This is a genomic window from Rhizobium sp. X9 (assembly GCF_018873185.1).
In the GTDB taxonomy this organism is placed as follows: domain Bacteria; phylum Pseudomonadota; class Alphaproteobacteria; order Rhizobiales; family Rhizobiaceae; genus Agrobacterium; species Agrobacterium oryzihabitans.
The window spans coordinates 2,434,762-2,461,358 of the sequence record NZ_CP071311.1; the positions used below are offsets into that span (position 1 = coordinate 2,434,762).

The following is a 26,597-nucleotide window of genomic DNA, read 5'->3' on the forward strand; positions in this document are numbered from 1 at the left end:
TTTTCTTTATTCAGCGCCAGACGATTTGCTGCCGTCGTGTTCATCCGCATACTTTTTCATGCCTTCCCGCAGGATTTCCAGGAAGGTATGATTCCTGCCTTCGGCATCGGCTACGACCGCATCAAACGAGACCACGAAGGTCGGCGTTGGGACAACGCGCCCGTCAGGATGCGGCGTCTCAAATTCTTGATAATAGACCCTTCCCTTTGAGAAAAAGGGTGTCCATTTGAGTTGTCTCAATCGAAATGCCATTGTGTCGTTGACGTTCATAATCGCATAATACCAGACACGCTGAATATTTGGACAATGCGCAACGAGCTTTCCAGCTCGATCGAGAAGTTGATTTACTGCATAAGAGTTGTCTTTTTCGTCATCCGACTTCTTTTTGATCTCAACCACGACGACATCGACTGGGGTCGTGTCGTTTGGATCTGCGGAAAAGATCATCGCGATATCAGGCCTGCCGGTATCGCCCACGCTTTCATCATCCAGGCGAATGGCATTGATGACGGCATCCATGCTCTTTTCGCTTAGGATGGTCCTGAAAACCATGAACTTGTCATCGAGCAACCAGGCATTGTTCTGATAAATCTCAGAAGGCATAGTGCTTTGCGAATACTCCTTAAATCTTGGCACAATCAGATTGTGGATTTCGGATTCCGCATTGCCGCCCGACATTTCTTTCATTCGTCTTATGATTTTCTCCCGATACAGAATATATTCTGTCAGCGTTCGGGAGGACATTTCCAAGGATTTTTCGTATGAGGCGTCGCTCAATTTTTCGGATTGAAGTATCGCTTTCTGCTCTTTGAAAAACCGCTGTTGCGCAATCGACAACGCGTCATCCCGGTCGATTATGCCAACGGTGTCGTCTTCAAAAAATCCGAGCAAATGAGGGAATTGCTCTACAAATTTTTCCTTGGTTTCTTCATTCCGCTTGGTGACCTGCGGGATCTTTTCCGCCAAAACCCTGCCCAGTTCACGACGCAGAACGCGAAAGAGATGAGCCTCGGGTGTGCCTTCGGGCAAAACAAGCCTTTGCCGGGAACTGTCCGCATTCGAGTGAAAGAGTTCGGACTCGAAGAGAAAAACGCAGAGATAGCCGGGCGGAAACGACGAAGGAGGGATCAGGTTCGCCGGTATCGTTCGGCCGTCGATGCTGAAGGCGACGAGTGAACTGCCTTTCCCCGACACGGGTGCAATGTGATAGTGCATATCGATGGTCGAGATGGCATCCAGCGTACGGTCCTGGATGCTTATCTTGGTCATTGCTGGCAAATCATCGGCCGTTATCGTTACTTCGTTTGGAAAGAATTCTTTCTGCGCATTGCTTTCAATGGTTCTTAAGATGACCGAAATCTTGAATACTTTGCCATCGCGTTTGCGCGCATCTAGAGTCGGTAGAAACTGTTCGATCAAAAGTGGCTTGATGGCATCCGGTTTAAGATCGTCGTAAGACCTGACGCGTGCTCCGGTAAAGCCAGTGAAGGTGAGCGCTGTTTTTGCGTCTTGAGCTTGTTCAATATTTTGGAGCGGCGCGTTGCCATCAAAGCCTTCTTTGAAGGTGAACGTCCTCTGCCATCTGTCTCGCGTGCTGACAACTTCAACGCGATTAAAATAATTGAGAAACACCAAGCGACCAATTCCTTTGTGGAATTTGTCCCTGGGCTTCAACAGGGTTTTGAAGCGATCAAAATTTTCGTCTGTGAAGCCATCGCCGTTGTCCGAAACGGTAATAGTCAACGTGTCTGGCTTGTCGAAAGCTTGGACGTCGATACTGATCGACACGTCGGTCGCACCCGCGTCCAGCGCATTGGCCAGCGCTTCAAAATAGACGAGGGTCAATGAAGGGTTGGGGAAAAACAGCCTAATCGCCCCGGAGGTTTCAATATCCATTTTCTTCGTCCGGCTTGGGCACGGCCCGTTCGTGCAGCAGCTTGAGTTGGATGCCTGTTTCGGTGAGGACATAGCGTTGCTGCGACGAGCGCGGCTTGTCGGGGATGGTCGGGCGCAGTACGCCGCCGGTCAGTAGTGGCTCCAGATGCGCGGCTACGAAGTGCGGACGCTGGCGGTAGCCGGCATGGGTCATCAGCTCGGCCAGCGAGCGCGGGACATCGGCGTAGCCGACGATACGCCACTGCACCTCCGTCAACCGATCAAGTGACCGATCAAGTCCGTCCTGATCTGATGCAACTTGTTCGGTGACTTGATCGGTGCCGCCCCTCCCCGCCGCTCCTGCCCCAACTGGTTGACTTTCAGCGGTTCTCTTGGTCGCCTCGGCAGCAAAGCGGGCTCGTAAATGGGGCACCAACCGCCATGTAGGGGTCGCATCGCCGAACGGTTCCGTCAGCACTTGCACGGTCAGGCGTTGCGCCAGATCGATTGCCTGCGCACCGGTAAGCCCAGTCAGCGCCTTGATGTCGGCAAGATCGACTTGGCCGTCACGCAACAGGAACGCAAAAACCGCCGCCTCGTGCTCGGACAAATGTGCGCCTAGGCTGGCCTGCGCCAGAATCTGCGCCTCGGTGATGAGCTTTTCCTTGCGTAGCCGCAAGCGGAAGCTCTTCTCGGCCCTGTGGTTCTCGATTTCCGGCGGCAAGTACCCCAGCTTGCGCCAGCTATCGAAAATGGCACGCACACCGGTGCCGCCCTGATCGGACAGACCGATGCGGCGGAAGGCGTTGACGATGCTAGGATTGCGAACCTCCTTGTCGCCCGGATCGAGAAGCTGCTCACGCGAGGCAAAGGCATCTCCAGGATTGAAGAACTCTGTCTGGTCACGGAAAAAGCGGATCACCGGAACGCGAGTGGTGTCGCCGAAGTCCTGATGGATCAGCAGATTGATGGCAGCTTCGCGGAAAGAGATATAGTCCGGCGGATCGTCGTCACGCCGCAGGGTGGTCGCGTCCACCGCGAAGGGACGCTCGCTGTGACGGTAGTAGAACTCGACGATGGCCTGCCAGGCCTTGATGAGATTGTCTTCGACGGAGAGGCGGTCGGCCCAGCGTGCGGTGGAGTCATAGTCGGTGCTGGTATTGCGGTAGAGCTGTACGTCCGAGACCATGCGCGGCAGCACCTGACGAACGTACTCACCGCTGCCCAGCACGAGAATGGCGGCGCGGGTGGGACGTAGCACACCGCCTTGCTCCGCCAGAAAGCCCCAGTTCCGCAGGAATGTCGTGTCATCAGCAGCGGTGTCTTTGCCGGGGTTGCTGGCGGCAAATCGCGCTCGATACCAACGCACAGAGGCCTCATCGAAACAACGGCCAATATCCACATCCAGCGTCTCGGCATCGTAGCGGATGTTCGATGCGTCGCGGATGTAGCGCAGCAGCTCGTCGCCCGTGCAGGTATCGTCACGACCGCCACGGCGAACGTAGGCTTTTTTGGGATTCCCGTCGATGTAGACAGGCTTCTGCTGCCGTGTGGCTTCGGGGACGTAGAACGCCAGCACAATGCCTTCCGGCAAGTCGTGCTTTTTTGGCTCGATCGGCAGGAACGCACTAACCTTGTTGGTATCGCGTACCTGGCCGAGGAATGTGTTCTGCATCTGATCGGCGTCGGTCACGCCCGTGACGGTAAATGTGCCGTTGGCCTGCTTGATACCGAACACCAGGTGTCCACCATCCGTGTTGGCGAAGGCGCTGACGGTCGAAAGCGCGTCCTTGGGCACAGCCCAAGTCGCTTCCTTGAATTCGATGTCGTTCCATTCGATGGATTGAAGTGCTGCGAGCAGGTCGTCTCTGGTCATGGCGCTCACTCAATCACGAACCGAAGCTTGGTGGCGTCCTTGCCCTTGCCCCGCTCGCTGATGAGCCCGTCGAACCGGTTGCGCAGTTCATCCGGCTTGGCGGGCGAGCCTCCCTGCAGCAGGGCCTGACGTAGTTCGTCGGCTTTGACCGTGATCTTCTCCAGTCCGGACAGCGCTTCCTGCACGGCGATGGCGAAATCGGTGGTGACTGGCTCCGGCAGCTTGCGCGCGGCAAGGAAGGCATCGATCAGTGCCTTTGATGCGGGCGACAGCAGGCCCAAGCTGTCTTGCGTGAACGGGTCTTCCAGATTTCCCAGCAATGCCTGTTGCCAGTTGGTCTGCAACTGATCCAGATCGTCGTCCAGCTTGTTCAGGCGACTGGCGGCAGGCAGAAGTTCCAGTTGCTCGGCGGACGGCCGGAAGTGGCAGTGGGGACATACCGGCGTTCTGAGCAGCGTCGGCTCGTCAAGCGCGGAGCAGCTTTTCAGGCCGTTGAGCGCGTCCTCGAAGCCGGTGAGCTGACTGGTGGGCATCAGCGAGACGCCTGCCAGCACACGCAACGACAACAAGCGGTCGTCGCGGCGCAGCGCATTGCGTGTCTTCTCTTCAGAGACGCCGAGCCGCGCTTTGCTGTGGCTGGCGATATAGGCGGTGACGTAATCCTTCTTGAGCCTGGCGAGAGTCTGACGGCCTTCGCCAAGGACCGCGACGGCGCGCTCCGCTGTGCGGTCTTCGGCCAGCTTATCGAACAGGGTTTTGCGCGCCGCTTGGGCCTGCTTCACCCAGTCGTGGCCGGGCTCCAAGATCATCTCCGCCTGCGACAGATAGGATGCGGCGCCTCCCAATTCTCCGATCAGTTCCAACAAGCGCTCGACACCGGCGAGCACGTCCAGGTTTTTCTTCTGGATGTCGATGTCTTCCTGGGTGGTGCGCAAGTTTTTGAGCTTGCCGACGGTGTTGTAGGGCAACAGGGATTCCGTAAATTTCTTGAGCGCATCCAGCCGCGCATACCAATCCTTGCCTTCTTCCTCGCGCAGCAGGTTCTGGCCCCAGAAGGCGAGCTTGCCCTGCTGGAGATCGGAGCCTGCCCTGAGCACACGCGGCACTAGGCCGCTGATCTTTTCTTGCAACGCGATGACCGGTTCGACGTCGCCTTGGCTGGCCTTCTGCGCCAGGCCGGATGGCAGGTCGAGTAACTCGAACAGCGCACGCAGGACCGCGAGGTTAACTTCCTTGGGCGCCTCGATGTGCTTGAACTGCTTGAGTTCATCGAGCGAGCGTTCGACTAGCAAGGAGAGCTTGCTGGAGTCGATTTTGTCACCGGTAATCGAGAGCACGATGTCACCAGAATAGGCCAGTACGCTCAGCACAACGACCAGCAGATCGGGCTCAAGCCGGTGTTTGGCCGGAGAAAAATACTCCACGTCGGTTGCGCCGGCGATAAGTTCGTTGCGGTTGAGCACCTGACCATGACCCTTGGCCTTGAGGCGGTTCAACGCCTCCTGGGCGTACCGAGAACCAGCGGGGTCGATGCGTTCGCCATCGAGCACTTCCAGCGCATCAAGCACGGCGGTGGCATCCTTCGTGCGGGTCCCGCCCGCCAGTGCGCGCAGCGTGGCGCCGATGAGGGACTTACGGTTAGCCTCGGTGACGAGCACCGGAAATTTGGGATATTCGGGCGCGATGTCAGCAAAATGCTGGGACAAAACCAAGCCTGAGACGATGTTCACAATGTCGCGGAAGTTGATCCTTTCCTCCGGCCCCAAGCGCGCGCGGTCGCGCAGCGACACGCCTTTGGCCCAGTCTTGCAACGTCTTGGCCTTGCCCTGATAGGTGACTTCAAACGCCGTCAGCTGCTTTTCTTGCAGCCACTTGCTCATGGCGCGCAGGGCATCCTGCGCCTTGGACTGATAGACAGCCTTCGCGCCGCCACTGGCGGTTGATCCTAGGTCGAGCGAGGCAGCGTATTGGGACAGATAGCGCCTGTAGTCCTCGTCTAGCGCTTTCAAGCGGAAGAACACTTCATCCGACTGTTGCGAGTAGGTGCGCTGCCCTTTGTCGAAGGGCTGAATGAAGTAGATGTAGAAATCACGCTCGGGCTGCGCGGTTGGACGGTCGTTTGGTCCTCCGAAGAACAGATAGCCGAGGCGTTCGACGCGGCGTTCCTGCCATTCGATCTGGTATTGCCATATCTGGAAGCCAGGGTAGCGAAGATCGTCGCTGCACTCCATCAGCGCCTTGACGGCGCTATAATAGGCGCGGTCTAAAGCGTCATCTGACAATGCTTCGGCGCGCTTATCGATCTGGGCGTCGTAGTCGACGTCCTTTTTGAGATCGAGGTAATACTGCTCCGTGTCGACAGCCTTGGAGATAAACTGGCCGTTGACGGTCTTCAGCACCTCGCGCATCACGGTTTGAACCATCGACAGCAAGTTCTCAGCCGGTTCGCCTGGCATATCCCCGACGCCAGGCTGGAACAGGCACAGAGAATCGCGAAGCTCTGCGGCCGTAGGACCAATCGGGACGTGGATGTCGCCGCCGGTGGTCAAGCGATGCACAGCCAGGCCGTTGATGACGCGCAGCGCCATCGGCTTGTAGGCCGGCCGCGTGAATGCCTGTTGGATTCGGGATTCCAGCACTTCAGAGACGCGCAAGACCTCCCTGATGTTGGGATCGGCGCGCAGCACCTGGTTGCTCTTGACCGTATTCCAGAAGTTTTCATAGGCGATCAGTTGCGGCCGATCAGTCGGCACGTCCTGATCGAGAATGGCCTGCATTGCGGCTTCGATGGTCTTCAGCGCGCCACGCTTCTCGGTGAAGTGAATCTGCTCAAATGTCTTAAGATAGTCAGGGTGAACCGGGAATAGCCGGACATATTCGTCCATACGCTCGTTCATCGATCCGTAGAACTTGGCGAAGGGCTTCAGGTATTCGCGAATTTTATTCTGCTGGTCGGCTGACTTCTTGAGCAGACGCGCGGAAACGACGAAGCCCACGTCCTGGCGGTCGATCAGGATTTGCGTGAAGCGTTCATTGACGCGGCGGATACTGTCGGCCACGTGCTGGAACCGTCCGCTATCGAAGATGGCCTCCTGCACACCCGCAACAAAGCGGAATTTCAAATGCTTGGCGACTTCGCCGATCTGACGCAGAATGGCCAGGTCGAGTACCAGTTCGTGATCGCGACGCGATTGCAGGTATTCGAGGAACTCGTCCACCACGAGCAAAAGCCCCTGATCCGGGAACTTCTCGCCGAACGCAGCCATCATCTCCTCGAAGGAGTCCTTGTTATTCAGCTCCTGATCGGCGCTCGGGAAGGTGAAATCGACGCCGAGCTTCTTGAGGAAGCGTTCGATCTGCTGGGTGATAATCTGGCGCAACGGCATTTCAAGGCCACCAACCTCGATGCGCAGCACCTTGAAGCACCCCCCGATGGACGCGACAGCATCGACCACCTTGGGGTGTCGGATCATCTGCGCATAGGCTGCGTCTTCTGCCACCAGTGATAGCACCGACATCAAGTGCGACTTACCGGTGCCGTAGTTGCCAACGATCAGCACACCCTTGTGATCGACAGATTCGTCGAAGCCGAGCTGCGGCACCATGAGCTTGGCAATGCGTTCGGCCATGTCATCGGAGATGACAAATGTCGAAACGAGCTTCTTGGCTTCGTCGGGACGGTCGGCGTCGAGCAGTTGAACAACCGACTCGATCTGCTCGAACTGAATGAGATCTTTGTACTTCATATTCCTGACCTTCCAGTCCCCTTATTGGCGTTGCGCCGTTTCAAAGACGACAACGCCGTCGAGGCTGTATTCGCGGTATTCGGGGTGACCCATACCGGCGTAAATCAGCCGATCGTTGCGTATTTCACCTGGCCATGCCGCGACGACCGGACGTGAGTGCGCCAATAGTTTGATGACGTTGAGTGGATTGACCTTCAGACTAGGCTCAAAGAGCACTTCGAGGTTGTCGAGCAGCAGCGGAGCGTCACCGTCCACGTAATAGGTGATTTCGCGGAGCAGTTCGTTCGTCGAGAAGCTGCGATCTGAGACGGGCGTGACCGCCAAGCGACGTCCCAGCGTCACGCCAACATTGAGAGGCTTAGCGTTCAACCGTCGCGCCAAAGCGCGCAGAAGGCGCGTTTTGGCGCGACTGCCGACGAGAAGGATTAGCTTGCTCTGGAGAGAGTTGATTTCCCCGGTGAGCCGTTCAAGCGCAGGGAGGCGGACAACCTCTGCCGATAGTGCGAACGCATGGGTCATTGCTTCCCCTCGTCCGGCTTGGGCTTTTCTTCTTGGCTGGCTATTTGCGCCGCGATCCACCGATCCAATTCGGCGCGGTGGAAGCGCCATGTACCGCCCAATTTAAACGCGGGAATCTGCCCATTAGCCGCCAAGCGATAGACCGTGCGCCGGCCAGCTTTCAGATAGGCGGCGACTTCCTCAAGTGTGAGGATTTCGTTGGACGGTTCAATCATACTACTGCCAAGGGCTTTGTGGTTTCGTTGTGCCTTCTTGGCATATATTGGCAACATTCAGCAAGCAAAACGTGAAGTGAGTAACGAGGGGTGCGGTATTGCCCCGTTTCACCGGACACTCAGGCGGTTGAGGTTTGTGTTGCGATCAACTCGCGGGGCGAGCGCATCTTCAGCTCTGCGTGCGGGTGGTTGTCGTTGTAATCTGCGATCCAGGTTCTGATAGATCCGAGGCGGCGTCAGTCAGCGGCGTGACTTGGACGTAGTAACGCTTCAGGGTTTTGACGATGACCTCGGACATGCTGTTGCTCTGCGGGCTACGAACCGGTGTGAAGCATGGCTTCAGGCCAAGCTGGCGGACGAAAATCTGCGTGTCCTTGGCGATGTAGGACCCGCCATTGTCGGTGAGAACCTCATGAACACCGGCACGCGCAGGACAGAGAACCGCCGCTATGGCTTCGAGCAGATCGTGGATATCCGAGCCGCTGATTCCGGCATTCATCACGGCCCGCCAGGCGATGATCTCGCGGTCATGGGCGTCGATATGGGAGGCGCCACGAACGACATCGCCTTCCAACAGGTAAACTCGAACCCGTTGCTGCACCAGTTCAGGTTCGAGAGCATCACGATGACCTTGCCGTCGTGGACAGGCACCCGTGAAGGGCCAGTGCTGAAGAAACGGCAGACCCTGACGAGGCTACCTACCGCGGATTATTCTCGATCTGATACCACCAATAGCATTTTCTGGCAGACCAATGATCGTTTCAGCGCCCGGCTCGCCGCGCCTTTGCGAATCCGCGATCCGTGGCAATGAACCGCTCCAGCATTGGCACGATCAGTCTGGCAGGCTCGATGGGCGCAGCGCCATCGGCCAACAGAACGCCATAGTCCATGAGGTCGCGGTGGAGTTGCGCGGGCAATTCCAGATTTATCTTCACCGGCTTGTCGTCGGTCAGCGGCCCGAGTTTCAGCTTCGCCATGGTCAGTCCCTATATGGTTCGAGTACCAGATCCCTTGTCACAATTACCCTCACCGCGAAGCCTGGCCGGATGGTCAGCGTGGGCGCGACCTGCAACTGGCGCTGGACGATCTGCTGTCCGGCCTGATTGATGGTGTCCTGTGCCCCGTCGCGGATGGTTCGGATCAGCCGATCCTCGTCGTCGGTCGCCAGTTCCGTACCGATGCCGAGCAGCGTGGACAGGCCCGCCGCCTTCATCATATCCCACCAGTGGTAATCGACGCCATCTTCCAGACCGGCATAGCCGGAAGCATCAGCACCCGGCTGACGCTCCAGCACGATCGAGCGGCCATTGGGCAGTATCAGGCGGTTCCAGACCAGCAGCACACGGCGCTGGCCGAATTGCACACCAGCGTCATACTGGCCGATGATGCGCGTTCCTTGCGGTATCAACAGGAGTGCGCCTGTCGGGCTGTCATAGACATTTTCCGTGACCTGCGCGGTGATTTGGCCGGGAAGGTCCGAGCGGATCCCGGTAATCATGGCCGCTGGGATTACGGCCCCTGCCTGAAGGATGTAGGGCGAGGCTGGCGCCATGATCCGATCCATGGCGACGGTCTGGCGATCCACCGGCCCGTTCAGGAATGCCGTGTGTCGGCCCTGCGTTGCGGGCTGACCGCCAAGGTCGAGACCTGCAAGGCCCGGAATCGTAGAGCCTGGTGCGGTCGCCGTCCTCTGCCCCGACTGGAAGAACACCGTGCTGAGGCGCGCGGCTTCCTCCTCGGCGAGGCGGCGCTCCTCGGCGGGATCACGGGTCGGTGTTGCCATAGCGGTTGGCGTGACGGGCTGGCCACGGTTCTGGGCGTCGAGGATCGGGCCGCCGAGATCGCCTGGCAAAGCTGGTCCCAGGACCGGGCCGGTATAATCGCGCGGCAGGCCGGCCAGCCCGTCCGCTGTGGGGCGGTTCTCGGTCGAATAGAGTTCCTCTCTATTTCCACTCATGTCGCGGGTCTGGAGCGCATAGATCAATGCGCCGCCAATGCCGAGGAGCGCGATAGCGCCCACACCGCCCAGCATCTTGCGCGACAGGCGGGTGACGCGCGGCGGCTCGGCGCGCAGGCGCATGGGGGCTGCGTTGGTGGTCGTCTCTTCGCTCATGACGGCTTCTCCCCGGTCTTTGCGGGCTGGGCCGCCTGCCTTGGTTCAACGCGGACGATCCTGACGGTTTGCTGGCGATCGCCGCTGCCAAGGCGCAGTTCGGCCGCGCCGAACAGGCGATCCACGATCAGGATGTTCTGGTGAATGCGGCTATTGATGATCTGCGTTTCGCCCTCGGAACCGATGACGAAGATTGGCGGCATCTCGCCCTGCACGATGCCGCGCGGGAAGACGACATAGACACGGCGGCCATCGTCGAAGACGGAGATGGGCCGCCACGGTGGCGTGTCTCCAGTCAGTCCGTAACGATAGTTACGGGCCGTCTCGACAGGGATGATGGGCGCGCGGCACGCGAGACCCAAAAGCAGGGTGCCGTGCGCCGCGCCCCAAAACAGTGTGCAGACAAGGGCTTGCCCAGAAACCGGCCCGACAGGGTGCCGGTTTCCTTTATCTTGCCCTCCGCCTTCCCTGCCCTTTTTGCCCTTCAGTTCGAGCGTAAACTGGCAGTGGAGCGCAAAGCACAACGCCACCTGCGTAGCTGACTTGCAAATCCCGTTGCATTTATACGTGTAACACGTATTATACGGGCAGACCTATTCTCCTGGAGTCTGCGATGCCAACCACAACCTCCCTCGAATTTCAGCGCAAGTTCGGACAGTATCTGAATGAGTCTCACCGCGAGCCGGTAGAGATCACACGACATGGCAGGCGCGAGTTTGTGCTGATGTCAGCCACCCAATATGACGAGCTACTGTCAGCGGCGGAGCGCACCGGCAAGACGGTTGAGGCCGCCTCCGAACCTGAACGGAATTAAGATACCTCCCCCGACACGGAGCTTGAAAGGACTGCCGAGATGACCCGCGTTGCGCTCTATGCCCGATTTTCTTCCGACAATCAGCGCGAGGCGTCGATCGAGGACCAGTTGCGCATCTGCCGCGAGCAGGCGAAGCGCGAGAAGTGGAAGATCGTCGGAGCCTACAAGGATGCAGGCATCTCCGGCGCGAGCATGATCCTGCGCCCCGGCATTCAGGCGCTGCTGCAAGACGCGCAGGCGGGCCAGTTCGACATCGTGCTGGCAGAGGCGCTCGACCGCATCAGTCGCGACCAGGCTGACGTCGCTACCTTCTATAAACACCTCAAATTCGCAGGCGTTCCCATTGTCACGCTGTCCGAGGGCGAGATCAGCGAGCTTCATGTCGGCCTGAAGGGCACGATGAACGCGCTGTTCTTGAAAGACCTTGCCGCCAAAACCCATCGGGGCATCCGTGGCCGCGTCGAGGACGGCAAGTCAGGCGGCGGACTGTGCTTTGGCTACAATGAGCAGCTCGATGCGCGCGGTGATCCCATTCGTGGTGATCGCGAGATCAACGAAGCCGAGGCCAATGTTGTCAGGCGCATTTTCCGCGAGTTCGCCGCCGGCGTGGGTCCGCGCACAATCGCCCGCACATTGAACGAGGAAGGTGTCCCCGGTCCGGCTGGCAAGCTCTGGAGCGACACCACAATCCGCGGCCATGTGAAGCGCGGCACGGGGCTGGTGAATAATGAACTTTATATCGGTCGTCTGATCTGGAACCGGCTTCGCTACATCAAAGATCCATCGACCGGAAAGCGCGTCTCACGCCTGAACCCGGAATCGGAGTGGATCATCAAGGATGTGCCGAAGCTGCGTATTGTCGATGACGAACTCTGGCGTTCAGTTCGTGTCCGACAGGGCGAGATCGCCGAGAAGTTTGCCAATGTCACCGAAGCCGTACGCAAGCACCACAAAAAGAACCGCCTGGACGGCACACGTCGGCCGAAGTCACTTCTGTCCAGCCTCGTGTTCTGTGGCTGCTGCGGAGGCCCCTACTCGCTTCGCGGCGCTAATCGGTTCGCCTGCTCGAACCACATCAGCAAGGGCGCGTGTTCAAACAGCCGCACGATCCCGCGTGAGGTGTGATTAGGCATGGAATAAGGACCCCGCACATGGGGTGATCGGCGTCCAAACGGGACCCCCATCTGCAATGGGGTTACAACAGCCTCCGGTTTCATCGGAGGCTTTTTGTTCGGATGCTTATTGTGGAAACAATTCTGAAGATACGGCGGCTAGCCCATGTTCAGGGCAAGTCGATCAAGGCGATCTGCCGGGAGTTGGGCATATCGCGGAAAGTGGTGCGGAAGGTTTTGCGCACCGATGAGACGGAGTTCAAATACGAACGGACCCGTCAACCTCAGCCGAAGCTCGGCCCCTGGCGCGGTCAGCTCGATGGAATGCTCCTCGCCAATGAGGCCAAATCTTCTCGCGAACGGCTGACACTGATCCGGATATTCGAGGACTTGCGCGACCTCGGCTACGAGGGCGGTTACGACACAGTCCGGCGTTACGCCCGAACATGGGCGAAGGAGCGCGGGTCCGTGACGGCGCAAGCCTATGTGCCGCTCTATTACGCGCCGGGCGAGGCCTACCAGTTCGACTGGAGCCACGAGATTGTCGTGCTGAACGGCGTGACGACGACGGTGAAGGTTGCGCATATCCGGCTCTGCCACAGCCGGATGATGTATGTGAGAGCCTATCCGCGCGAGACGCAAGAGATGGTCTTCGACGCCCATGACAGGGCGTTCGCTTTCTTCGGCGGGGCCTGCACGCGCGGCATCTATGATAATATGAAGACCGCGGTGGAGACGGTCTTCGTCGGCAAGGAACGGCAATACAATCGCCGCTTCCTACAGATGTGCAGCCATTACCTGATCGAACCGGTGGCCTGCACGCCGGCGTCGGGGTGGGAGAAAGGCCAGGTCGAGAACCAGGTCAATCTGGTGCGCGAACGCTTCTTCACGCCGCGACTGCGCTTCAAATCCTACGATGAACTGAATGGCTGGTTGCTGGACAAGTGCATCAGTTACGCCCGCGCTCATAAGCACGTCGATCAGACGGAGCGCACGATCTGGGAGGTGTTCGATGCGGAGCGGCCGCACCTGGTCGGCTATCCCGGCAAATTCGACGGCTTCCACGCTGTGCAGGCCTCGATCGGCAAGACCTGCCTCGTGCGTTTCGACAACAACAAATACTCGGTACTGTCTACGGCAGTCGGCCGCCCTGCCGAGATACATGCCTATGCAGATCGCATCGTCATCCGGCAGGATGGCGTGGAAATCGGCCAACACGATCGCTGCTTCGGCCGTGGCGAGACGATCTATAATCCCTGGCATTACGTGCCGGTCCTGACCCGCAAACCGGGAGCACTGCGCAACGGTGCGCCGTTCCACGACTGGGTTTTGCCCGCCGCCATGGAGAAGGTGCGCCGCCGGCTGAAGGCAATGCATGACGGCGACCGGCAGATGGTGTCGATCCTCGAATGCGTGGGCCTGGACGGGCTCCCCGCCGTCGAAGCGGCCTGCCAGGAGGCGATCGATCAGGGCGTGTTCTCGGCCGCCGTCATCATCAACATTCTGGCCCGCAAGCGTGATCCGCAGCCGGCCGCCATCCTTTCCATCCCCGATGCGCTTCGCCTGACCCATGAGCCTCTGGCCGACTGCGCCCGTTACGACAGCCTGAGGAGGGCAAGCTGATATGGAACGATCCCAAATCCTCGACATGATGGGCACGCTGAAGCTGTTCGGCATGCGTAGCGCCTATGACGAGATCATGGCCTCCGGCATCAAGCGACAGCACGAACCGCCGCGCATCGTCGGTGACCTGCTTCAGTCGGAGATCGCCGAGAAGCAAGCGCGCTCCATCAAATACCAAATCACCGTCGCCAAACTGCCGCTGGCCAAGGACATCGACGACTTCGACTTCACCGACACGCCGGTCAACGAAGGCCTGGTGCGCCAACTCGCAACCGGGGCCTTCCTCGCCGAGCAGCACAATATCGTTCTGGTCGGCGGAACCGGCACGGGAAAGTCTCACCTGTCCATCGCCCTTGCTCGTGCTCTGATCCGCAATGGCGCACGCGGCCGCTTCTTCAACGTCGTCGACCTCGTCAATCGGCTCGAGACGGAGGCACGTAGCGGCAAACAGGGACGGCTGGCCGACTTCATCACCAGGCTCGACTTCGTCATCATGGACGAACTGGGCTATCTCCCATTTGCCCAGGCGGGCGGCCAGCTCCTCTTCCACCTCATCAGCAGGCTCTACGAGCGGACGTCCATCATCGTCACGACGAACCTGGCCTTCGGCGAGTGGCCGGCCGTATTCGGCGACGCCAAGATGACCGCCGCTCTGCTCGACAGGCTCACCCACCATTGCGAGATCGTGGAAACCGGGAACGAATCCTGGCGCTTTAAAAACCGCTCTCAAAGCTCACATGAGGATTTCGTCGTCAAGATCAATCATCGTTTCATAGCGTGCCCCTTCGATTTCGTATCGAACCCATGGTCTGAGCCACCTTGCTTGACGCGGCACGTTTCCTTCACCGGTTCAAACTCACATACGGTCGCCGTTTTGTCCGGCAGCACCATTATCCCGCTTGCGTAGCGGCAAGGCTCAGGAGAACGGGACCAATCTAAAGCGCGGCATTTGAAGCCCGACTTCGAGGCGGTTCGCTCACCTGGATCCGCCAGGAGTGATCAGTCCTGGAAGATTGTGTGTTCGGCAATTTTTTGGTTGTCAGGCGGTCTTCATGACAGCCCCCTCGATGAGAACACCCGCAGTGACAAATTTCCACAGTGCGATAAGGAGTTTGCGCGCCAAGGCAACTATCGCGGCTTTCTTTAAGCGTCCACCATTCGACTGAACCCGATCCACAAACCAACGGCTGAGCGCTGATGCTGGCTGATTGCGTAGCCACAGCCACGATAGTTGGATCATCGTAGTGCGCAGCCGAGGGTTCCCTGCCTTTGAGACACCCTGCTCGTGGTCGATGGTCCCGCTCATCCATGGGGTTGGTGTCAAACCGGCATAGGCGGCAATCTGCCGCCTATTATCAAAATGCCGGGACAGGGCTTCGGTCCAAAGAACGGCGGCAAATTCAGCGCCAACACCCTTCAAGGACAGCAGCATCGCTGCGGGCGAGGTTGCCTCAACCGCTGGCTGGTCCTCCATCGATAGAAGAGAATTACGCTCGCTCTCCACTGCAGCGATCTGCTCTAGCAGCAACTCGAGACGGTCGAGTTCCCGATTGATTTGAGCCTTCAAGTGTTTCGGTAACTCACGCCCATCTCCAGTCTGAAGCTCCTCCAGCCGCTGACGGCGATCTTTACGGAGCGGCTGATAGCCGCTGACGCCTTGAGTAAAGAGTAGCCCCTTCACGCGATTGACATGCCTGACCCGCTCAGCAATCAAAACTTTGCGTTCCCGGCAAATCCGACGCCGATCTTCGTCACTCGGATCTGGCGCTCTGACCATCGCACATACGCGTGGCTCGCCGCGCTTGAACGCGAGCAATGTGCGCGTCAGAGCCTCTCCATCGATCTTGTCGGTCTTAGCACGCCGACGTCGACGGGAAGTCGCGATCGAAGCTGCGTCGACGACGTAACTCTCGATGCCGTGAGCCTCCAGCACGCGGTGTATCCAGAAGCCGTCCAATCCTGCCTCCTGGATCGTTACGATGGGAAATAATTTCCCTGTTCTCAATCGCGCCTTCTGCTGTAGCTGCTCAAATCGTTCCAGCAACTCGGCTACATTGCCACCGGCCACTACATGCTTCGACATCTTCTCGCCGCTGCCTGGCGACAACGAAGTGATCAACCAGGTCGATCGGCTCAGTTCCAATGACACAAAAATTGCGCCAAGATCGATGCGGACAGCGGTCGGTTGAATGGATGCAGGTTCCATAAACTGCTCCTCCTGAGCGAGTGTTTAGATGCAACCTCACTCTGCCAGAGCGGCGGCCGCTGTTCACTCCTCATGGGATCTAAAGCCGAAAAGACAAACAACCCGCGCCCGCAGGCCCTTGCGCTAAATGGAGAGCCCCGGGCCTACGCGCGCTGACCCGATGCAACTAGAGGCAGGGGTCCCTTTTGGGAGCCGATAAGGGGTCCCGTTACGACGCCGATTGACAACGAGAGCATGAAGGCAGAGATGGACACACTGGAGGCGCGCAAGACCGAACTAAACACTCTGCTGGCCGACGCGCCAGAGGACACGCCGGACATTCTGCCGAGCGCCTCTGCGATCTATGCAAAGAAGGTTTCGGCCCTGACGAAGGCGCTCAATCGCAAGGAAGAGCGGCAGGAAGCGGCCGAGACATTGCGCGGCCTGATCGAGAAGATTTCGCTGACACCGGGGCGGGAACGCGGCGAGATTTACGCAACGCTGCACGGCGAACTGGGCACGATCCTGAACTGGACTAAGCGGCAAGCCATTGGAAAGTCTACAAAAACGACAAACCCGCAGCGGATGCTGCGGGTTTGTCGGTATCAGTGGTTGCGGGGGCCTGAATACACGGAGAATTGTAAAATTTCTCTGGCTCTTGAAAGGAAACGAACCAATTGCCCGTAAAGAGGTCGGTTCATAATAAAGCTTATGTGATTTTCGGTTGTAGTGCGGTGGGTTCAATGATCTGCTCATCTTCATCAAAATCTCCTCAATCCTAGAACCTGAGAAAACTCGACTTTTGAAGCTTCTTAATACGCCGGTGGATTGCCTTTGCGAGGCATCGAGCAAGATGTTTCACGAGGGCAGTCCATCCCATAATCAACAACGAAACCACGTCGCGACGATATTCAGGCTTTCACCGTATAAGATTTCGACACTTTTTTCTCGAAGAGAAGACCTCAGTACGACAGCCATCTACGGAGATATAGACGACCAATACCTCCTGTGGGGGTAATCGACGTCCCTCATGTTGAATATCGGTCAGCAATGGTAGAAAGGGCAACGGGCCACCATAACTAATGTTTCGATTGGCGCTTGCTCTGCGCCGGCCCAGATGTTTCACGGCAGATGAACCTTGCGCCCAGAACCACCTTCATATCCTGCAAGCTTTTTCCATGCAGTATAGCGTCTTGCAAAAGCTTCAACGCATGTCGCCCCGCCTCCTGCGAAAGGCCGCTCAGGGTCGAAAGAGCTGGATGGGTCATGGCGGGGAGCGCGTCGTCGCAACCGATGAGGCTCATGTCCCTCGGCACGACGATCCCTAAAGCCGAAAGCCGGGCGTGAGCGCCCTGCGCGGTCAGATCGTCAAAGGCAAGGATCGCGGTCACGCCCGCTGCGACGGACTCCTCGGCGGCCTTTTCGCCGCCTTCGAAGCTCGGCTCGGACAGCTGGATGACCTCGAAGCGGATGCCTGCACTCTTGCACGCTTCGGTTGCGGCTTCAAGTCGCTGCTGGTTCGACCAGGATTCCTTCGGGCCGGAGAGATAGGCGATATCACGATGGCCGTTCTCGATGAGGAAACCGATCGCATCCCTCACCGCCGCCTGCGTGTCTATCAGCACGCGCGGCAATCCCGCGATGTCGCGATTGATTAGGGTTATCGGGTGCCTTTCGGCATGGGCCCGCACCTGCGCCTCGCTAAGTCGGGTCGAAGCCAGGATGATGCCGTCGGTCTGGCTCGCCAGACGCTGGAAAAGCGTGTTTTCCCGCATCGCGCTTTCACCGGAAGAGCCTAGGAACAGACAGAGATCATAGGCGTCGGCATTCTGCTGAATGGCCTTGATGAGCGGCGGAAAGAACGGGTTGGCAATATCCGGGACGAGCAGACCGATATTGCCCGTCCGGCCCGTGGACAGCGCACGGGCCATGTTGTTCGGCCGATAGCCGAGTTCCTCCGCAATCGACAATATCTGCTCGACCGTCTTCGGATTTAACAGATCCGGCCGGCTGAAGGCGCGCGAAACCGTCGAGCGGGAGGTATTCGCGCGATGCGCTATTTCCTCCAGCGTCGGCTTCGCGCGTTCCTTCGACTTTTGTTCCTTCTTACCAGCGATAGTCCTGCTCCCCGTTATCGGCACTGAGAGCGGCCAGTGCCGCGATACGACTTGCCAGAAGCGCTTCCTCTGTCGATACCTGCAAAGGTGCGACCCCTGTCAATGCATCGAGAGCATCCTGCGCCGGCCCGATGGGCGACGGCAGTTCCGGCTCCCAGAGGCGGCGTCCATCGGTTTCCACCAGCAGGCGCCCCTCTCCAAACAGAATATCCATGCGTCCACGGGTTCCGACAAGACGCATTGCGTAATCGCCATGCCGGATCGCGGCTTCCGGTTGACGCCAGTCCATGTCGATTGCCGCCTGCACACCGGAATCAAGGGTCAAAACCGCACGTCCCGCAAGGGAAAATGCTGGGTGCCCCTCGGGATGGCGAGGGCTTTTCCAGCCGCTGATCCGGCCCGATGACGCCTCCGTCAGCCATAGCACAAGATCGATGTCATGCACCGCGAGATCATTGACGATCGTGCCGTAGAGCGAGGGATCAAAGAACCATGCGGGCCGCGCCGACGGCAGGAGCTTGTGCGGCCCGGTTGCGGTAACGGCGACGAGATCGCCGATCTCCCCGCCCAAGAAGAGTTCGCGGGCTTTTCTGGTCACCGGATAAAAGCGCTTTTCCAGCATCAACGCCACACGGTTGCGGCCATTATCGGCCCTTCCGATCCGCTCCACCTCTTCCACGGTCAAGGCGAGAGGTTTGTCGGCGATGACGAAAATATTCCTTTCAAGGCATGCCTCGATAAGACCGGCGCGCAGGCCAGGTTCGGCAACCACGGCGGCACCGTCGATTTCGTGCGCAGCAAGAAGCGTATCGAGATCCGCATAGGCCGGAACGCCCAGTTTTTCGCTGAAGCTGCGGCGACGTTGCTCGTCATGATCGGCCAGCGCCACAAGCTCAACGTCTTTGCGTCCAGTAAGGCCATCGGTGACATAGCTGACATGGCCATGGGCCGCACCCAGTATGGCAAGTTTTTTTACCGACATCACGCGCCTCCCACGTCGCTCATGACAATTCTGCGTCCGGTTTCAGCGGATCGATAGATGGCGGTGATGACACGCACCGCTTCGAGACCGTCCCGGAAGGTAATATCCGCCGGACGCCCATCGCGGATTGCATCGCGGATATCGAGCCACTGGTCGACGTGCCCCCGAATACCGATGCTGACCTGACTGCCGGCGCCGCTTTTGATCGAGGCATCGGCCGCGGTCGGCAGAGGCTGATCGGGGAATGTCCACTCAACGACATCCGTATGATTGATCGCCACATGGCCGCGATCCGTGAACACCATCAACGAGGCGGGGCGCCCCGGAGGCGTCGCCGTGCTGGTGACAATGATGCCCCGTGCACCATTCTGGAAGGTCAGAAGGGCCTGGCAGAGATCCTCGCTGCCGCCTTCACGTCCAGCGATATTGGTCGCCTCCGCCATGACGCTTGCGAGCGGGCCAAAAAGCCAGAGCATGAGATCGAGGGTATGGATGCCCTGGTTGAACAGCGATCCGCCGCCTTGCACATCGAGCTTTCGCCACGGCTTTTCATCGTAATAGGCATCCGCGCGGTGCCAGTAGACCTGGCCTTCGATGGCTACGGACCGCCCCAGATCACCGGAGCGCAGACGGCGATGGATATCCTGATGCTGCGCCTCCATACGCCGCTGCGACATGGTGGAGCAGACTAGACCCGCCGCCTGCGAACGCCGATAAAGATCGATCGCCTCATCGAGATCGACGGCCAGCGGTTTTTCCACGACGACATGCAGGCCCTTATCCAGTGCGGCCCGCGCCGGCGCATAATGGGTGCCGCTCGGAGTGGCGATCACGACGACATCAAGACTCGCCTGCTCGATCATCGATGCGGCATCGGAGAAAAGCCGCACGCCCTGCGGCGCGGCGAAGAGTTCCAGCTCTTCCTCGGTGCCGCCTGCGACGGCGGTCAACTCGAGACCTTCAGTGGCGCCGATCGCATCGCGATGAACTCTGCCAATTGTTCCAGGCCCAACCAGCCCGACCTTGATGACCGACACGTCTGTCTCCTTCCTGAGCGCGCGCATTACAGATGATGTCTATGCAACCGATTTCATAAAATTTTGCAATAGGCATTCCATATAAATTATTGATCTGCCTAAAATTGCTGCAATCTGGATGATTACGAATGGAAATTTCTGCAAAAACCACTATTGACTTATGCAATCGGTTGCATTTCTCTGAAGGCAACAAATGGGGAGTTTACATATGTCATCGTCATGGCAGGTCGATCGTCTCGTCATCCGGAGCGGAGCGTCGCGTAGCGATATGGCCAGGATGGCCAGTCTCGACCTTGCTGCCACGCTGCGCCAGCTTCTCGCTGCGAAGGATCGCGTTTCGGTCATGTTCGCCGCCGCTCCCAGCCAGCAGGATACGCTTGCCCTCCTCTGCCAGGAAAAGGATATCGATTGGTCGCGGATCACGGCCTTCCACATGGACGAATATATCGGACTTGAGGCCGACCATATGGCGCGTTTCGCCAACTGGCTCGACCGGCATCTGTTTTCACGCCTGCCGTTCGGAACCGTACATCGCATCGAGCCGCATCGTTTCGCTTCCGCCAAAGCCTGCGCCGCCGATTATGCCCGCCGCCTCGCCGCCGAACCGCTCGACCTCGTATGCCTCGGCGTCGGCATCAACGGCCATCTTGCCTTCAACGATCCGCCGGAAGCGCGGTTCGACGAAAAAGATGCGGTCAAAGTCGTGACGCTTGCAGATGATTGCCGCGTGCAGCAGGTGGAAGACGAATGTTTCGCCGAACTGTCAGACGTGCCGCAGCAGGCCATCACCGTTACCATTCCTGCACTTCTAGCCGCAGCCAGCATGATATGCGTCGTGCCCGGCGCGCCCAAGAAAGAGGCAATCACACGTATGCTGACCGGGCCAGTTGCGGAAGACTGCCCCGCGAGTATCCTGCGCACCCATAATCAGGCGCGGCTCTATATCGATGGTGATTCCATGCCCGACATCGACAGGAGCGCGGCATGATCGTCGGACGCGATGCGCTCAGCGGACGGCTTATCGGCCTTTCCGTCGAAAACGGCAAGATCGCCGCTCTCCGTCATATAGAGGAAGATCTCGACGGGGATATTCCCTGGCTGGCGCCGGGTCTTGTCGATCTGCAGGTGAACGGGTGGGGCGGGCATGACTTCAATGGCCATGATATCAACGAAGAGAAGGTCCTCGCTATTGCTGTGGGAATGCGCTGCCAGGGCATCAGGGCTTTCCTGCCGACGCTGATCACCGCATCAAGCGATACGATCTGCAACGCACTTTCCGTCATCGCGGCCGCCCGCAAAAAATATCAATGGCTCGCCAAGATGATTCCGGGCGTCCACGTTGAAGGCCCTTTCATCTCACCGGAAGACGGGGCACGGGGCGCTCATCCACGGGAACATGTTCGCGCCCCTTCCCGAACGGAATTCGATCAATGGCAAGAAGCCTCGGGCGGAATTGTGCGACTGGTGACCCTTTGCCCTAAACAGGCCGATGCCTGCAGCTTCATTCATCACCTGCGCAGTTCCGGTTGCCTTGTTTCCATTGGGCATTCTTCGGCAGAAAGTACCGATATCGCTGAGGCATCACAAGCGGGAGCCGGCTTCAGCACCCATCTTGGCAACGGCGTCTCCCAGACATTGCCGCGTCATCCGAACCTGATATGGGCACAGCTCGCTAATGACAGATTGCAGGCGATGTTCATCGCCGACGGCCACCATCTGGACCGGGTAACCCTCACGGCGATGTTGAGAGCGAAGGGTGTGCAACGATCGATCCTTGTCAGCGATATGGTTGCGCTCGCGGGCATGCCACCAGGGCGCTATCGGCAGCCGGTCGGCGGCGACGTGGAGCTTTCGGCCGAAGGCCGCCTGTCCATGTCGGGTACGCGACTGCTCGCCGGCGCGGCAAAACCGCTTTCGGACGGCGTCGCATTGGTCGCCGGTCTGGAAGGCTTCAGCCTTTCGGATGCCATCACCATGGCTGCGATCAATCCGGCAAAGGCGCTCGGTCTCGAAACCGGTTTGCGTGAAGGCGCTCCGGCGGACTTCATCGCCTTCCGCTGGTCGCCGGGGGAAGCGGGGTTGCGTCTTTGCGAGCCGGCATTGGGGACGGAACTTTCCGCCTCTCAACAAGCATAATGGGGAAGTAAGATGGCACGGGTGGAAATCAGAAAACTGCATAAACATTACGGCGACTTTCACGCCCTGCGCGATCTCAACGTTGCGATGGAAGATGGGGAGTTCGTGGTGCTCGTCGGACCTTCCGGTTGCGGAAAATCTACCCTCCTCAGAATGATTGCGGGGCTTGAGGATGTTTCGGACGGTCAAATCCACATCGATGGCCGGGTGATCAACGACGTCGAGTCGAAAGACCGCGATATCGCGATGGTGTTCCAGAACTACGCGCTTTATCCGCACATGACCGTTTACGACAACATGGCGTTCTCGATGAAGCTGCGCCGCGCCCCGGCCGACCGCATCCGCACGGAAGTCGAAGCCGCAGCCGGAATCCTTGGCCTCAGCGACTATCTGGGGCGCTATCCCCGCCAGCTTTCGGGCGGCCAGCGCCAGCGCGTCGCCATGGGACGCGCAATCGTGCGCAAGCCGAAGGTCTTCCTGTTTGACGAACCGCTCTCAAATCTGGACGCGAAGTTGCGCGTGAAGATGCGCTCGGAGATCAAGTCGCTGCACCGCCGGCTGGGTAACACGATGATCTACGTTACCCATGACCAGGTCGAAGCCATGACGATGGCGGACAGGATCGTGGTCATGCAGGGCGGCATCATCGAGCAGGTCGGCTCCCCGCTGGAACTGTACGACCGGCCCGCCAACCTCTTCGTCGCAGGCTTCATCGGCTCCCCGGCAATGAATTTTCTCGAAGGACTTTCGACGGAAACGGATTTCGTGATGCGGAACGGTACAAAAATCCCGCTTCCGACACGATTGGGCCGCTCCTCGGGTGAGGTGCTGCTCGGCATCAGGCCCGAAAGCCTGCTCCTCTGCACCGCGGACGATCCAGCCCGCATCGAGGCCTCAATTGTTTCCGTGGAGCCCACGGGCGCGGAAAGCCACGCTACGCTGACACTCGGCGGACAGGAAGTGACCGCCGTTTTCCGGGAAAGATTGCCGGACAATCCGGGTGGCACCCTATCGCTGAAACTATCACCTGCCGGAACGCACCTGTTCGACAAGACAACCGGGGCAAGAATCGAAAGCGATCAGCGCTAACCAATAAATACAACGATAAAAACAGTCGATTTCGTAAGAGGAGAACAGAAATGGCATTGCATCCCTTCAAGACACTACCCATTGCCGCACTTCTGGCTGGCCTTTCCTGGACAGCGCAGGCGGAAACCCTGACGCTTTGGGGCGGATCACCCGAGCTCGAACCCTTCTACAAATATGTAGCCGGACAAATGAAAGCCGCACATCCGGATTTCGAGCTGAAAGTCGAAACCATCAGTCTGCGCGAACATGAAAAGCGCCTGGCGTTTGCGCTGCCCGCTGGTTCTGCTGCCGATATCGTTGAAATGCAGTCCGAGGCACCGCGTTACGTGCAGTCCGGCCTGCTGGCGCCCGCGCCGGATAAAGTGGCCGCCTTCGTGAAAGACCCGAAAAACTTTAACTCCGTCTATTCCGCTGCCGTCTCGGATGGCGGGCATATCTATGGCGTACCGCTTTATCACGGCCAGGCGGCGCTCTATTACAACACCGAGAAATTCGCCAAGGCCGGTCTCTCCGGCGCGCCGAAGACCATGGAGCAATATTCCGAATATGCCGCCAAACTGACCGAGCGGGATGCTTCCGGAAACCCCACCGCCAGCGGCTGGTCCATGCGCCTGTCCGGTGGTGGCCAGGGCATCAGCGAAAAGTTCTGGATCAATCTTCATCAATTCGGCGGCACGCTGATCGAGAAGAAGGGCGAAGGCTGGAAAGCGGCGATTGCTAGCGAAGCCGGCCGAAAGACACTGAAGCAATATCTCGATCAGCTTTTTGTAGCGAAAACCGTCAGCCCGCAGATGAAGGCGGATGCGGAAGCATTCGAACTTGGGCAGACCGCGATGTTCATTCGCGAGTCCTGGGTCATCGGCGACATCCCCAAGAAGGCGCCGAACCTGAAATATGCGACCGCGCCGCTACCGAAGGGCTCACTGGTAGTGCCGGCGTCGCTGTTTGTGCCAGTCGAAAACGATCGCAGCGCACTTGCCTGGGAGTTCGTCGAAAAGACGAATTCGCCTGAGAACCTGCAATGGCTGCTACAGAATGTCGGCTGGCTGCCGTCGCGGGACAATATCGACTACGCGGCCGTGATCGCCCAAAACCCGGCTCTGGAAGCATTTGCCGCCCCGCCCAAGGATTACACCTATTTCAGCCTGCCGCCGATTGCGCCCTCCAGCGAAATATTGACACGTTTCGCCGCCCGTCTCGAAGCCGCTTTCGCCAATCCGGCGCTCGCGACGGACGATGCAGGTATCGATCGTGTGCTTGCCGACGCGGCCAAGGAGATCGACTCCATTCTGGAACGGGAAGGCCTGTTGGCGAAATAATCGCCAGCGCCTGAAGCAATGTGCCGGGGACAGCAAGGCTGTCCCCGCGACGAAAGGACCGTCAGATGAAACGCCGGAAACAATTGACCTTCGTGATAAGTGCGCTGGCCGTGCCGCTGACGCTGTTCGTGCTCGTCCGGGTCGTGCCTATCTTCGAGACGTTACGGCTCAGCCTGTTCAAATGGGATATCATTTCCCGCAACAAGCCATTTATCGGCCTCGCCAATTTTCAGGAACTTGCGAGCGATCCGCTGTTCCTCGAAGCCCTGCGCAACACCACGATCATCGCTGTCGGTGTGCTGGCCTTGACAATCCCCCTCGCGCTCGGTCTCGCCGCCCTCATTCAATATCGCTTTGGCAGCGCATTGGCGGGTTTTTACGAGACCAGCGTCTTCATTCCCCATATCGTATCGCTCGTGCCGGCCGCCATGGCCTGGAAATGGGTTTTCGATGGGCAACTCGGGCCGTTGAATGCTTTCCTCGGCTTCTTTGGCATACCTGCACAGGCCTGGCTTTTTGACCCCGTCTGGTCAATCGTCTGCATCATCGTTTTATGCTCCTGGCAGGCACTTGGATACGCAGTCCTGATCTTCCTGATCGGCCTGCGCAACATCCCGGTTTCGCTCTACGAGGCCGCCCGGCTGGACGGTGCGACGGCATGGGAATGTTTCCGGCACATCTCCGTGCCGCAACTACGGCCCGTGACACTTTATGTATCGGTTGTCACGATGATCGCCGCCTTCAATATTTACGGCCAGGCTTTCGTGCTCGCCTCGGACTCGCAGGGCGCGCCGGGCAAGCTCGTCAGGGTGTTGGTGCTCGACATGCTGGAAAACAGCTTCCGCAATTACCGCGTCGGATACGCTGCAGCGGAAGCCGTGGTGCTTCTCGCCATCGTACTTTTTCTGACGGCCGGTCAATTCGTTTTCTTCCGTGACAAGGCGGCACGCCGATGAACCACACGTTACAGAACCCAAAATCCGGGCGTTTTTCCTTCCGCAAACTCATCGTGGATGTCATTCTGACAGTTTTCGGCATCTTGATGATCCTGCCGCTCATCATGCTCACCGCCAATGCCTTCAAGACCCCGGCGGAACTGCTGGCATGGCCGCCGCGGCTCATACCGCAATCGCCAACGCTGGATAATTTCTCCTCCGTCATCACCGAAACGCCGCTTTTGATCTGGATGGGCAACAGTCTCGCCTTCGCGGCCATTTCGACGGTGGCCATCGTTCTTACCTCGTCCATCACCGGTTATGTCCTGGCAAAATTCCGTTTCCCCGGCGTAAACCTGATATTCTTCGGTGTCCTCGCAACCGCCATCGTGCCCTTCGAAGTATATATGATACCGCTTTATCTCGGTGTGCGGCAGCTGGGATTACTGAACTCCCTCGGCGGACTCCTGGCCGGCTACCTGGTGATGAGCTTCGGTATCTTCCTCGTTCGCCAATACGCGATTTCGTCCATCCCCGACGAACTGATGGAGGCCGCGCGCATGGACGGCGCCGGGGAATGGTGGATTTTCTTCCGTATCGTCCTGCCGCTGATGCGCGGTCCGATCGGCACACTGACCGTTCTCGCCTTCTTTCAGGCATGGACAACCTTCGCCTGGCCGATGGTCGTCAATACCGCCCGCGACAAATACGTTCTCGAGGTGGGGCTTGCCCTTTTCCAGACGGGCTTCACCGTCGATCTCGGTCGCCTCAGCGCCGCCGCAGCCCTGTCGCTTATTCCGAGCGTCATTTTCTTCGGCGCGATGCGGCGGAACTTCGTCAAAGGCGTCGCCGCCAGCGGCATGAAGGAATAGCGGGAGGTAAACCTTCCCTTTCCTCCTTCGCC

The 26,597-nt window shown here is 58.7% G+C and carries 21 protein-coding genes and 3 pseudogenes; 11 read left to right on the forward strand and 13 right to left on the reverse strand.

Translation table 11 applies throughout. The annotated features are described in order from the left end of the window. Window positions 1–6: 6 nt before the first annotated feature. The 9 genes and pseudogenes from JZY08_RS11870 to JZY08_RS11910 all read right to left on the reverse strand — a co-directional run. The gene (locus tag JZY08_RS11870; RefSeq protein ID WP_216330250.1) at window positions 7–1,896 is read right to left on the reverse strand and encodes an ATP-binding protein; all 1,890 of its coding nucleotides are present in this window, start codon (window positions 1,894–1,896) and stop codon (window positions 7–9) included. Beyond that, on the reverse strand, window positions 1,886–3,751 hold the full coding sequence (locus tag JZY08_RS11875; RefSeq protein ID WP_216330251.1) for an RNA-binding domain-containing protein: 1,866 nt from the start codon (window positions 3,749–3,751) through the stop codon (window positions 1,886–1,888). The genes JZY08_RS11870 and JZY08_RS11875 overlap by 11 nt, the downstream gene beginning before the upstream one ends. Before the next feature lie 5 nt (window positions 3,752–3,756). Further along, window positions 3,757–7,497: a DUF6079 family protein gene (locus tag JZY08_RS11880; RefSeq protein WP_216330252.1), complete on the reverse strand. Its 3,741-nt coding sequence runs from the start codon at window positions 7,495–7,497 to the stop codon at window positions 3,757–3,759. Window positions 7,498–7,518: 21 nt separating this feature from the next. Then, window positions 7,519–8,016: a BREX-3 system P-loop-containing protein BrxF gene (gene brxF / locus JZY08_RS11885; RefSeq protein ID WP_216330253.1), complete on the reverse strand. Its 498-nt coding sequence runs from the start codon at window positions 8,014–8,016 to the stop codon at window positions 7,519–7,521. Further along, on the reverse strand, window positions 8,013–8,231 hold the full coding sequence (locus JZY08_RS11890; RefSeq protein ID WP_216330254.1) for a helix-turn-helix domain-containing protein: 219 nt from the start codon (window positions 8,229–8,231) through the stop codon (window positions 8,013–8,015). The genes brxF and JZY08_RS11890 overlap by 4 nt, the downstream gene beginning before the upstream one ends. Before the next feature lie 119 nt (window positions 8,232–8,350). Further along, window positions 8,351–8,876 (reverse strand): annotated as a pseudogene (locus JZY08_RS11895) (DDE-type integrase/transposase/recombinase); the annotation flags it as partial. A gap of 116 nt (window positions 8,877–8,992) precedes the next feature. Then, entirely contained in the window at window positions 8,993–9,208 is a 216-nt protein-coding gene (locus JZY08_RS11900; protein ID WP_216330255.1) for a DUF2274 domain-containing protein, read from the reverse strand. A gap of 2 nt (window positions 9,209–9,210) precedes the next feature. Further along, entirely contained in the window at window positions 9,211–10,344 is a 1,134-nt protein-coding gene (locus JZY08_RS11905) for a TrbI/VirB10 family protein (RefSeq protein WP_216330256.1), read from the reverse strand. Continuing rightward, window positions 10,341–10,688 (reverse strand): annotated as a pseudogene (locus tag JZY08_RS11910) (TrbG/VirB9 family P-type conjugative transfer protein); the annotation flags it as partial. The gene JZY08_RS11905 and the pseudogene JZY08_RS11910, both read right to left, overlap by 4 nt. A 269-nt stretch (window positions 10,689–10,957) precedes the next feature. Here JZY08_RS11910 and JZY08_RS11915 point away from each other — a divergent pair. The 4 genes and pseudogenes from JZY08_RS11915 (at window position 10,958) to istB (ending at window position 14,800) form a co-directional block, all read left to right on the forward strand. Further along, a complete protein-coding gene (locus JZY08_RS11915; protein ID WP_216330257.1) occupies window positions 10,958–11,158 on the forward strand; it encodes a type II toxin-antitoxin system prevent-host-death family antitoxin in 201 nt (66 codons plus the stop codon). A 39-nt stretch (window positions 11,159–11,197) separates the two neighbouring features. Beyond that, complete coding sequence (locus JZY08_RS11920) at window positions 11,198–12,283, forward strand: recombinase family protein (protein WP_216330258.1); 1,086 nt, start codon at window positions 11,198–11,200, stop codon at window positions 12,281–12,283. 110 nt (window positions 12,284–12,393) lie between these two features. Next, window positions 12,394–13,953 (forward strand): annotated as a pseudogene (gene istA, locus JZY08_RS11925) (IS21 family transposase). Continuing rightward, window positions 13,895–14,800, forward strand: coding sequence for an IS21-like element helper ATPase IstB (gene istB / locus JZY08_RS11930; protein WP_246669768.1), 906 nt, complete (start codon window positions 13,895–13,897; stop codon window positions 14,798–14,800). Before istA ends, istB begins: the two are co-directional and overlap by 59 nt. A gap of 132 nt (window positions 14,801–14,932) precedes the next feature. Here the strand turns inward: istB and JZY08_RS11935 are convergent, their stop codons facing one another. After that, on the reverse strand, window positions 14,933–16,099 hold the full coding sequence (locus JZY08_RS11935; RefSeq protein WP_072495381.1) for an IS110 family transposase: 1,167 nt from the start codon (window positions 16,097–16,099) through the stop codon (window positions 14,933–14,935). 246 nt (window positions 16,100–16,345) lie between these two features. On the opposite strand from JZY08_RS11935, the gene JZY08_RS11940 reads away from it, so the two are divergent. Continuing rightward, the gene (locus JZY08_RS11940; protein ID WP_216330259.1) at window positions 16,346–16,765 is read left to right on the forward strand and encodes a hypothetical protein; all 420 of its coding nucleotides are present in this window, start codon (window positions 16,346–16,348) and stop codon (window positions 16,763–16,765) included. Between the two features lie 392 nt (window positions 16,766–17,157). Here JZY08_RS11940 and JZY08_RS11945 read toward each other — a convergent pair whose 3' ends face one another. Genes JZY08_RS11945 through JZY08_RS11955 form a run of 3 tightly spaced genes read right to left on the reverse strand, consistent with a single transcriptional unit; the run spans window position 17,158 to window position 20,214 of the window. Next, window positions 17,158–18,219 carry a LacI family DNA-binding transcriptional regulator gene (locus tag JZY08_RS11945; protein WP_253204019.1) on the reverse strand — a complete coding sequence of 354 codons (1,062 nt, stop codon included), beginning with the start codon at window positions 18,217–18,219 and terminating at the stop codon, window positions 17,158–17,160. Beyond that, window positions 18,185–19,177, reverse strand: coding sequence for a Gfo/Idh/MocA family protein (locus JZY08_RS11950; RefSeq protein WP_216330260.1), 993 nt, complete (start codon window positions 19,175–19,177; stop codon window positions 18,185–18,187). The genes JZY08_RS11945 and JZY08_RS11950 overlap by 35 nt, the downstream gene beginning before the upstream one ends. Next, window positions 19,177–20,214: a Gfo/Idh/MocA family protein gene (locus tag JZY08_RS11955; RefSeq protein WP_216330261.1), complete on the reverse strand. Its 1,038-nt coding sequence runs from the start codon at window positions 20,212–20,214 to the stop codon at window positions 19,177–19,179. Before JZY08_RS11955 ends, JZY08_RS11950 begins: the two co-directional genes overlap by 1 nt. Before the next feature lie 208 nt (window positions 20,215–20,422). On the opposite strand from JZY08_RS11955, the gene JZY08_RS11960 reads away from it, so the two are divergent. The 6 genes from JZY08_RS11960 (at window position 20,423) to JZY08_RS11985 (ending at window position 26,565) form a co-directional block, all read left to right on the forward strand. Further along, the gene (locus JZY08_RS11960; protein WP_253204020.1) at window positions 20,423–21,202 is read left to right on the forward strand and encodes a 6-phosphogluconolactonase; all 780 of its coding nucleotides are present in this window, start codon (window positions 20,423–20,425) and stop codon (window positions 21,200–21,202) included. Further along, the gene (locus tag JZY08_RS11965; protein WP_216330262.1) at window positions 21,199–22,350 is read left to right on the forward strand and encodes an amidohydrolase family protein; all 1,152 of its coding nucleotides are present in this window, start codon (window positions 21,199–21,201) and stop codon (window positions 22,348–22,350) included. The genes JZY08_RS11960 and JZY08_RS11965 overlap by 4 nt, the downstream gene beginning before the upstream one ends. Before the next feature lie 12 nt (window positions 22,351–22,362). Then, window positions 22,363–23,439: an ABC transporter ATP-binding protein gene (locus JZY08_RS11970; RefSeq protein ID WP_125270081.1), complete on the forward strand. Its 1,077-nt coding sequence runs from the start codon at window positions 22,363–22,365 to the stop codon at window positions 23,437–23,439. Window positions 23,440–23,489: 50 nt separating this feature from the next. Further along, on the forward strand, window positions 23,490–24,758 hold the full coding sequence (locus tag JZY08_RS11975; RefSeq protein WP_216330263.1) for an ABC transporter substrate-binding protein: 1,269 nt from the start codon (window positions 23,490–23,492) through the stop codon (window positions 24,756–24,758). Window positions 24,759–24,823: 65 nt separating this feature from the next. Continuing rightward, the gene (locus tag JZY08_RS11980; protein ID WP_216330264.1) at window positions 24,824–25,714 is read left to right on the forward strand and encodes a carbohydrate ABC transporter permease; all 891 of its coding nucleotides are present in this window, start codon (window positions 24,824–24,826) and stop codon (window positions 25,712–25,714) included. Continuing rightward, window positions 25,711–26,565 (forward strand): carbohydrate ABC transporter permease, encoded by an 855-nt coding sequence (locus tag JZY08_RS11985; RefSeq protein ID WP_125270084.1) that lies wholly within the window; start codon window positions 25,711–25,713, stop codon window positions 26,563–26,565. Before JZY08_RS11980 ends, JZY08_RS11985 begins: the two co-directional genes overlap by 4 nt. The last annotated feature ends 32 nt before the right edge of the window (window positions 26,566–26,597 follow it).

What these genes read in the sequence shown, in the direction of transcription:
- JZY08_RS11870 (WP_216330250.1), bottom strand. Translation starts at nt 1,896, where the DNA reads ATGGATATTGAAACCTCCGGGGCGATTAGGCTGTTTTTCCCCAACCCT.
- JZY08_RS11875 (WP_216330251.1), bottom strand. Translation starts at nt 3,751, where the DNA reads ATGACCAGAGACGACCTGCTCGCAGCACTTCAATCCATCGAATGGAAC.
- JZY08_RS11880 (WP_216330252.1), bottom strand. Translation starts at nt 7,497, where the DNA reads ATGAAGTACAAAGATCTCATTCAGTTCGAGCAGATCGAGTCGGTTGTT.
- brxF (WP_216330253.1), bottom strand. Translation starts at nt 8,016, where the DNA reads ATGACCCATGCGTTCGCACTATCGGCAGAGGTTGTCCGCCTCCCTGCG.
- JZY08_RS11890 (WP_216330254.1), bottom strand. Translation starts at nt 8,231, where the DNA reads ATGATTGAACCGTCCAACGAAATCCTCACACTTGAGGAAGTCGCCGCC.
- JZY08_RS11900 (WP_216330255.1), bottom strand. Translation starts at nt 9,208, where the DNA reads ATGGCGAAGCTGAAACTCGGGCCGCTGACCGACGACAAGCCGGTGAAG.
- JZY08_RS11905 (WP_216330256.1), bottom strand. Translation starts at nt 10,344, where the DNA reads ATGAGCGAAGAGACGACCACCAACGCAGCCCCCATGCGCCTGCGCGCC.
- JZY08_RS11915 (WP_216330257.1), top strand. Translation starts at nt 10,958, where the DNA reads ATGCCAACCACAACCTCCCTCGAATTTCAGCGCAAGTTCGGACAGTAT.
- JZY08_RS11920 (WP_216330258.1), top strand. Translation starts at nt 11,198, where the DNA reads ATGACCCGCGTTGCGCTCTATGCCCGATTTTCTTCCGACAATCAGCGC.
- istB (WP_246669768.1), top strand. Translation starts at nt 13,895, where the DNA reads ATGGAACGATCCCAAATCCTCGACATGATGGGCACGCTGAAGCTGTTC.
- JZY08_RS11935 (WP_072495381.1), bottom strand. Translation starts at nt 16,099, where the DNA reads ATGGAACCTGCATCCATTCAACCGACCGCTGTCCGCATCGATCTTGGC.
- JZY08_RS11940 (WP_216330259.1), top strand. Translation starts at nt 16,346, where the DNA reads ATGGACACACTGGAGGCGCGCAAGACCGAACTAAACACTCTGCTGGCC.
- JZY08_RS11950 (WP_216330260.1), bottom strand. Translation starts at nt 19,177, where the DNA reads ATGTCGGTAAAAAAACTTGCCATACTGGGTGCGGCCCATGGCCATGTC.
- JZY08_RS11960 (WP_253204020.1), top strand. Translation starts at nt 20,423, where the DNA reads ATGTCATCGTCATGGCAGGTCGATCGTCTCGTCATCCGGAGCGGAGCG.
- JZY08_RS11965 (WP_216330262.1), top strand. Translation starts at nt 21,199, where the DNA reads ATGATCGTCGGACGCGATGCGCTCAGCGGACGGCTTATCGGCCTTTCC.
- JZY08_RS11970 (WP_125270081.1), top strand. Translation starts at nt 22,363, where the DNA reads ATGGCACGGGTGGAAATCAGAAAACTGCATAAACATTACGGCGACTTT.
- JZY08_RS11975 (WP_216330263.1), top strand. Translation starts at nt 23,490, where the DNA reads ATGGCATTGCATCCCTTCAAGACACTACCCATTGCCGCACTTCTGGCT.
- JZY08_RS11980 (WP_216330264.1), top strand. Translation starts at nt 24,824, where the DNA reads ATGAAACGCCGGAAACAATTGACCTTCGTGATAAGTGCGCTGGCCGTG.
- JZY08_RS11985 (WP_125270084.1), top strand. Translation starts at nt 25,711, where the DNA reads ATGAACCACACGTTACAGAACCCAAAATCCGGGCGTTTTTCCTTCCGC.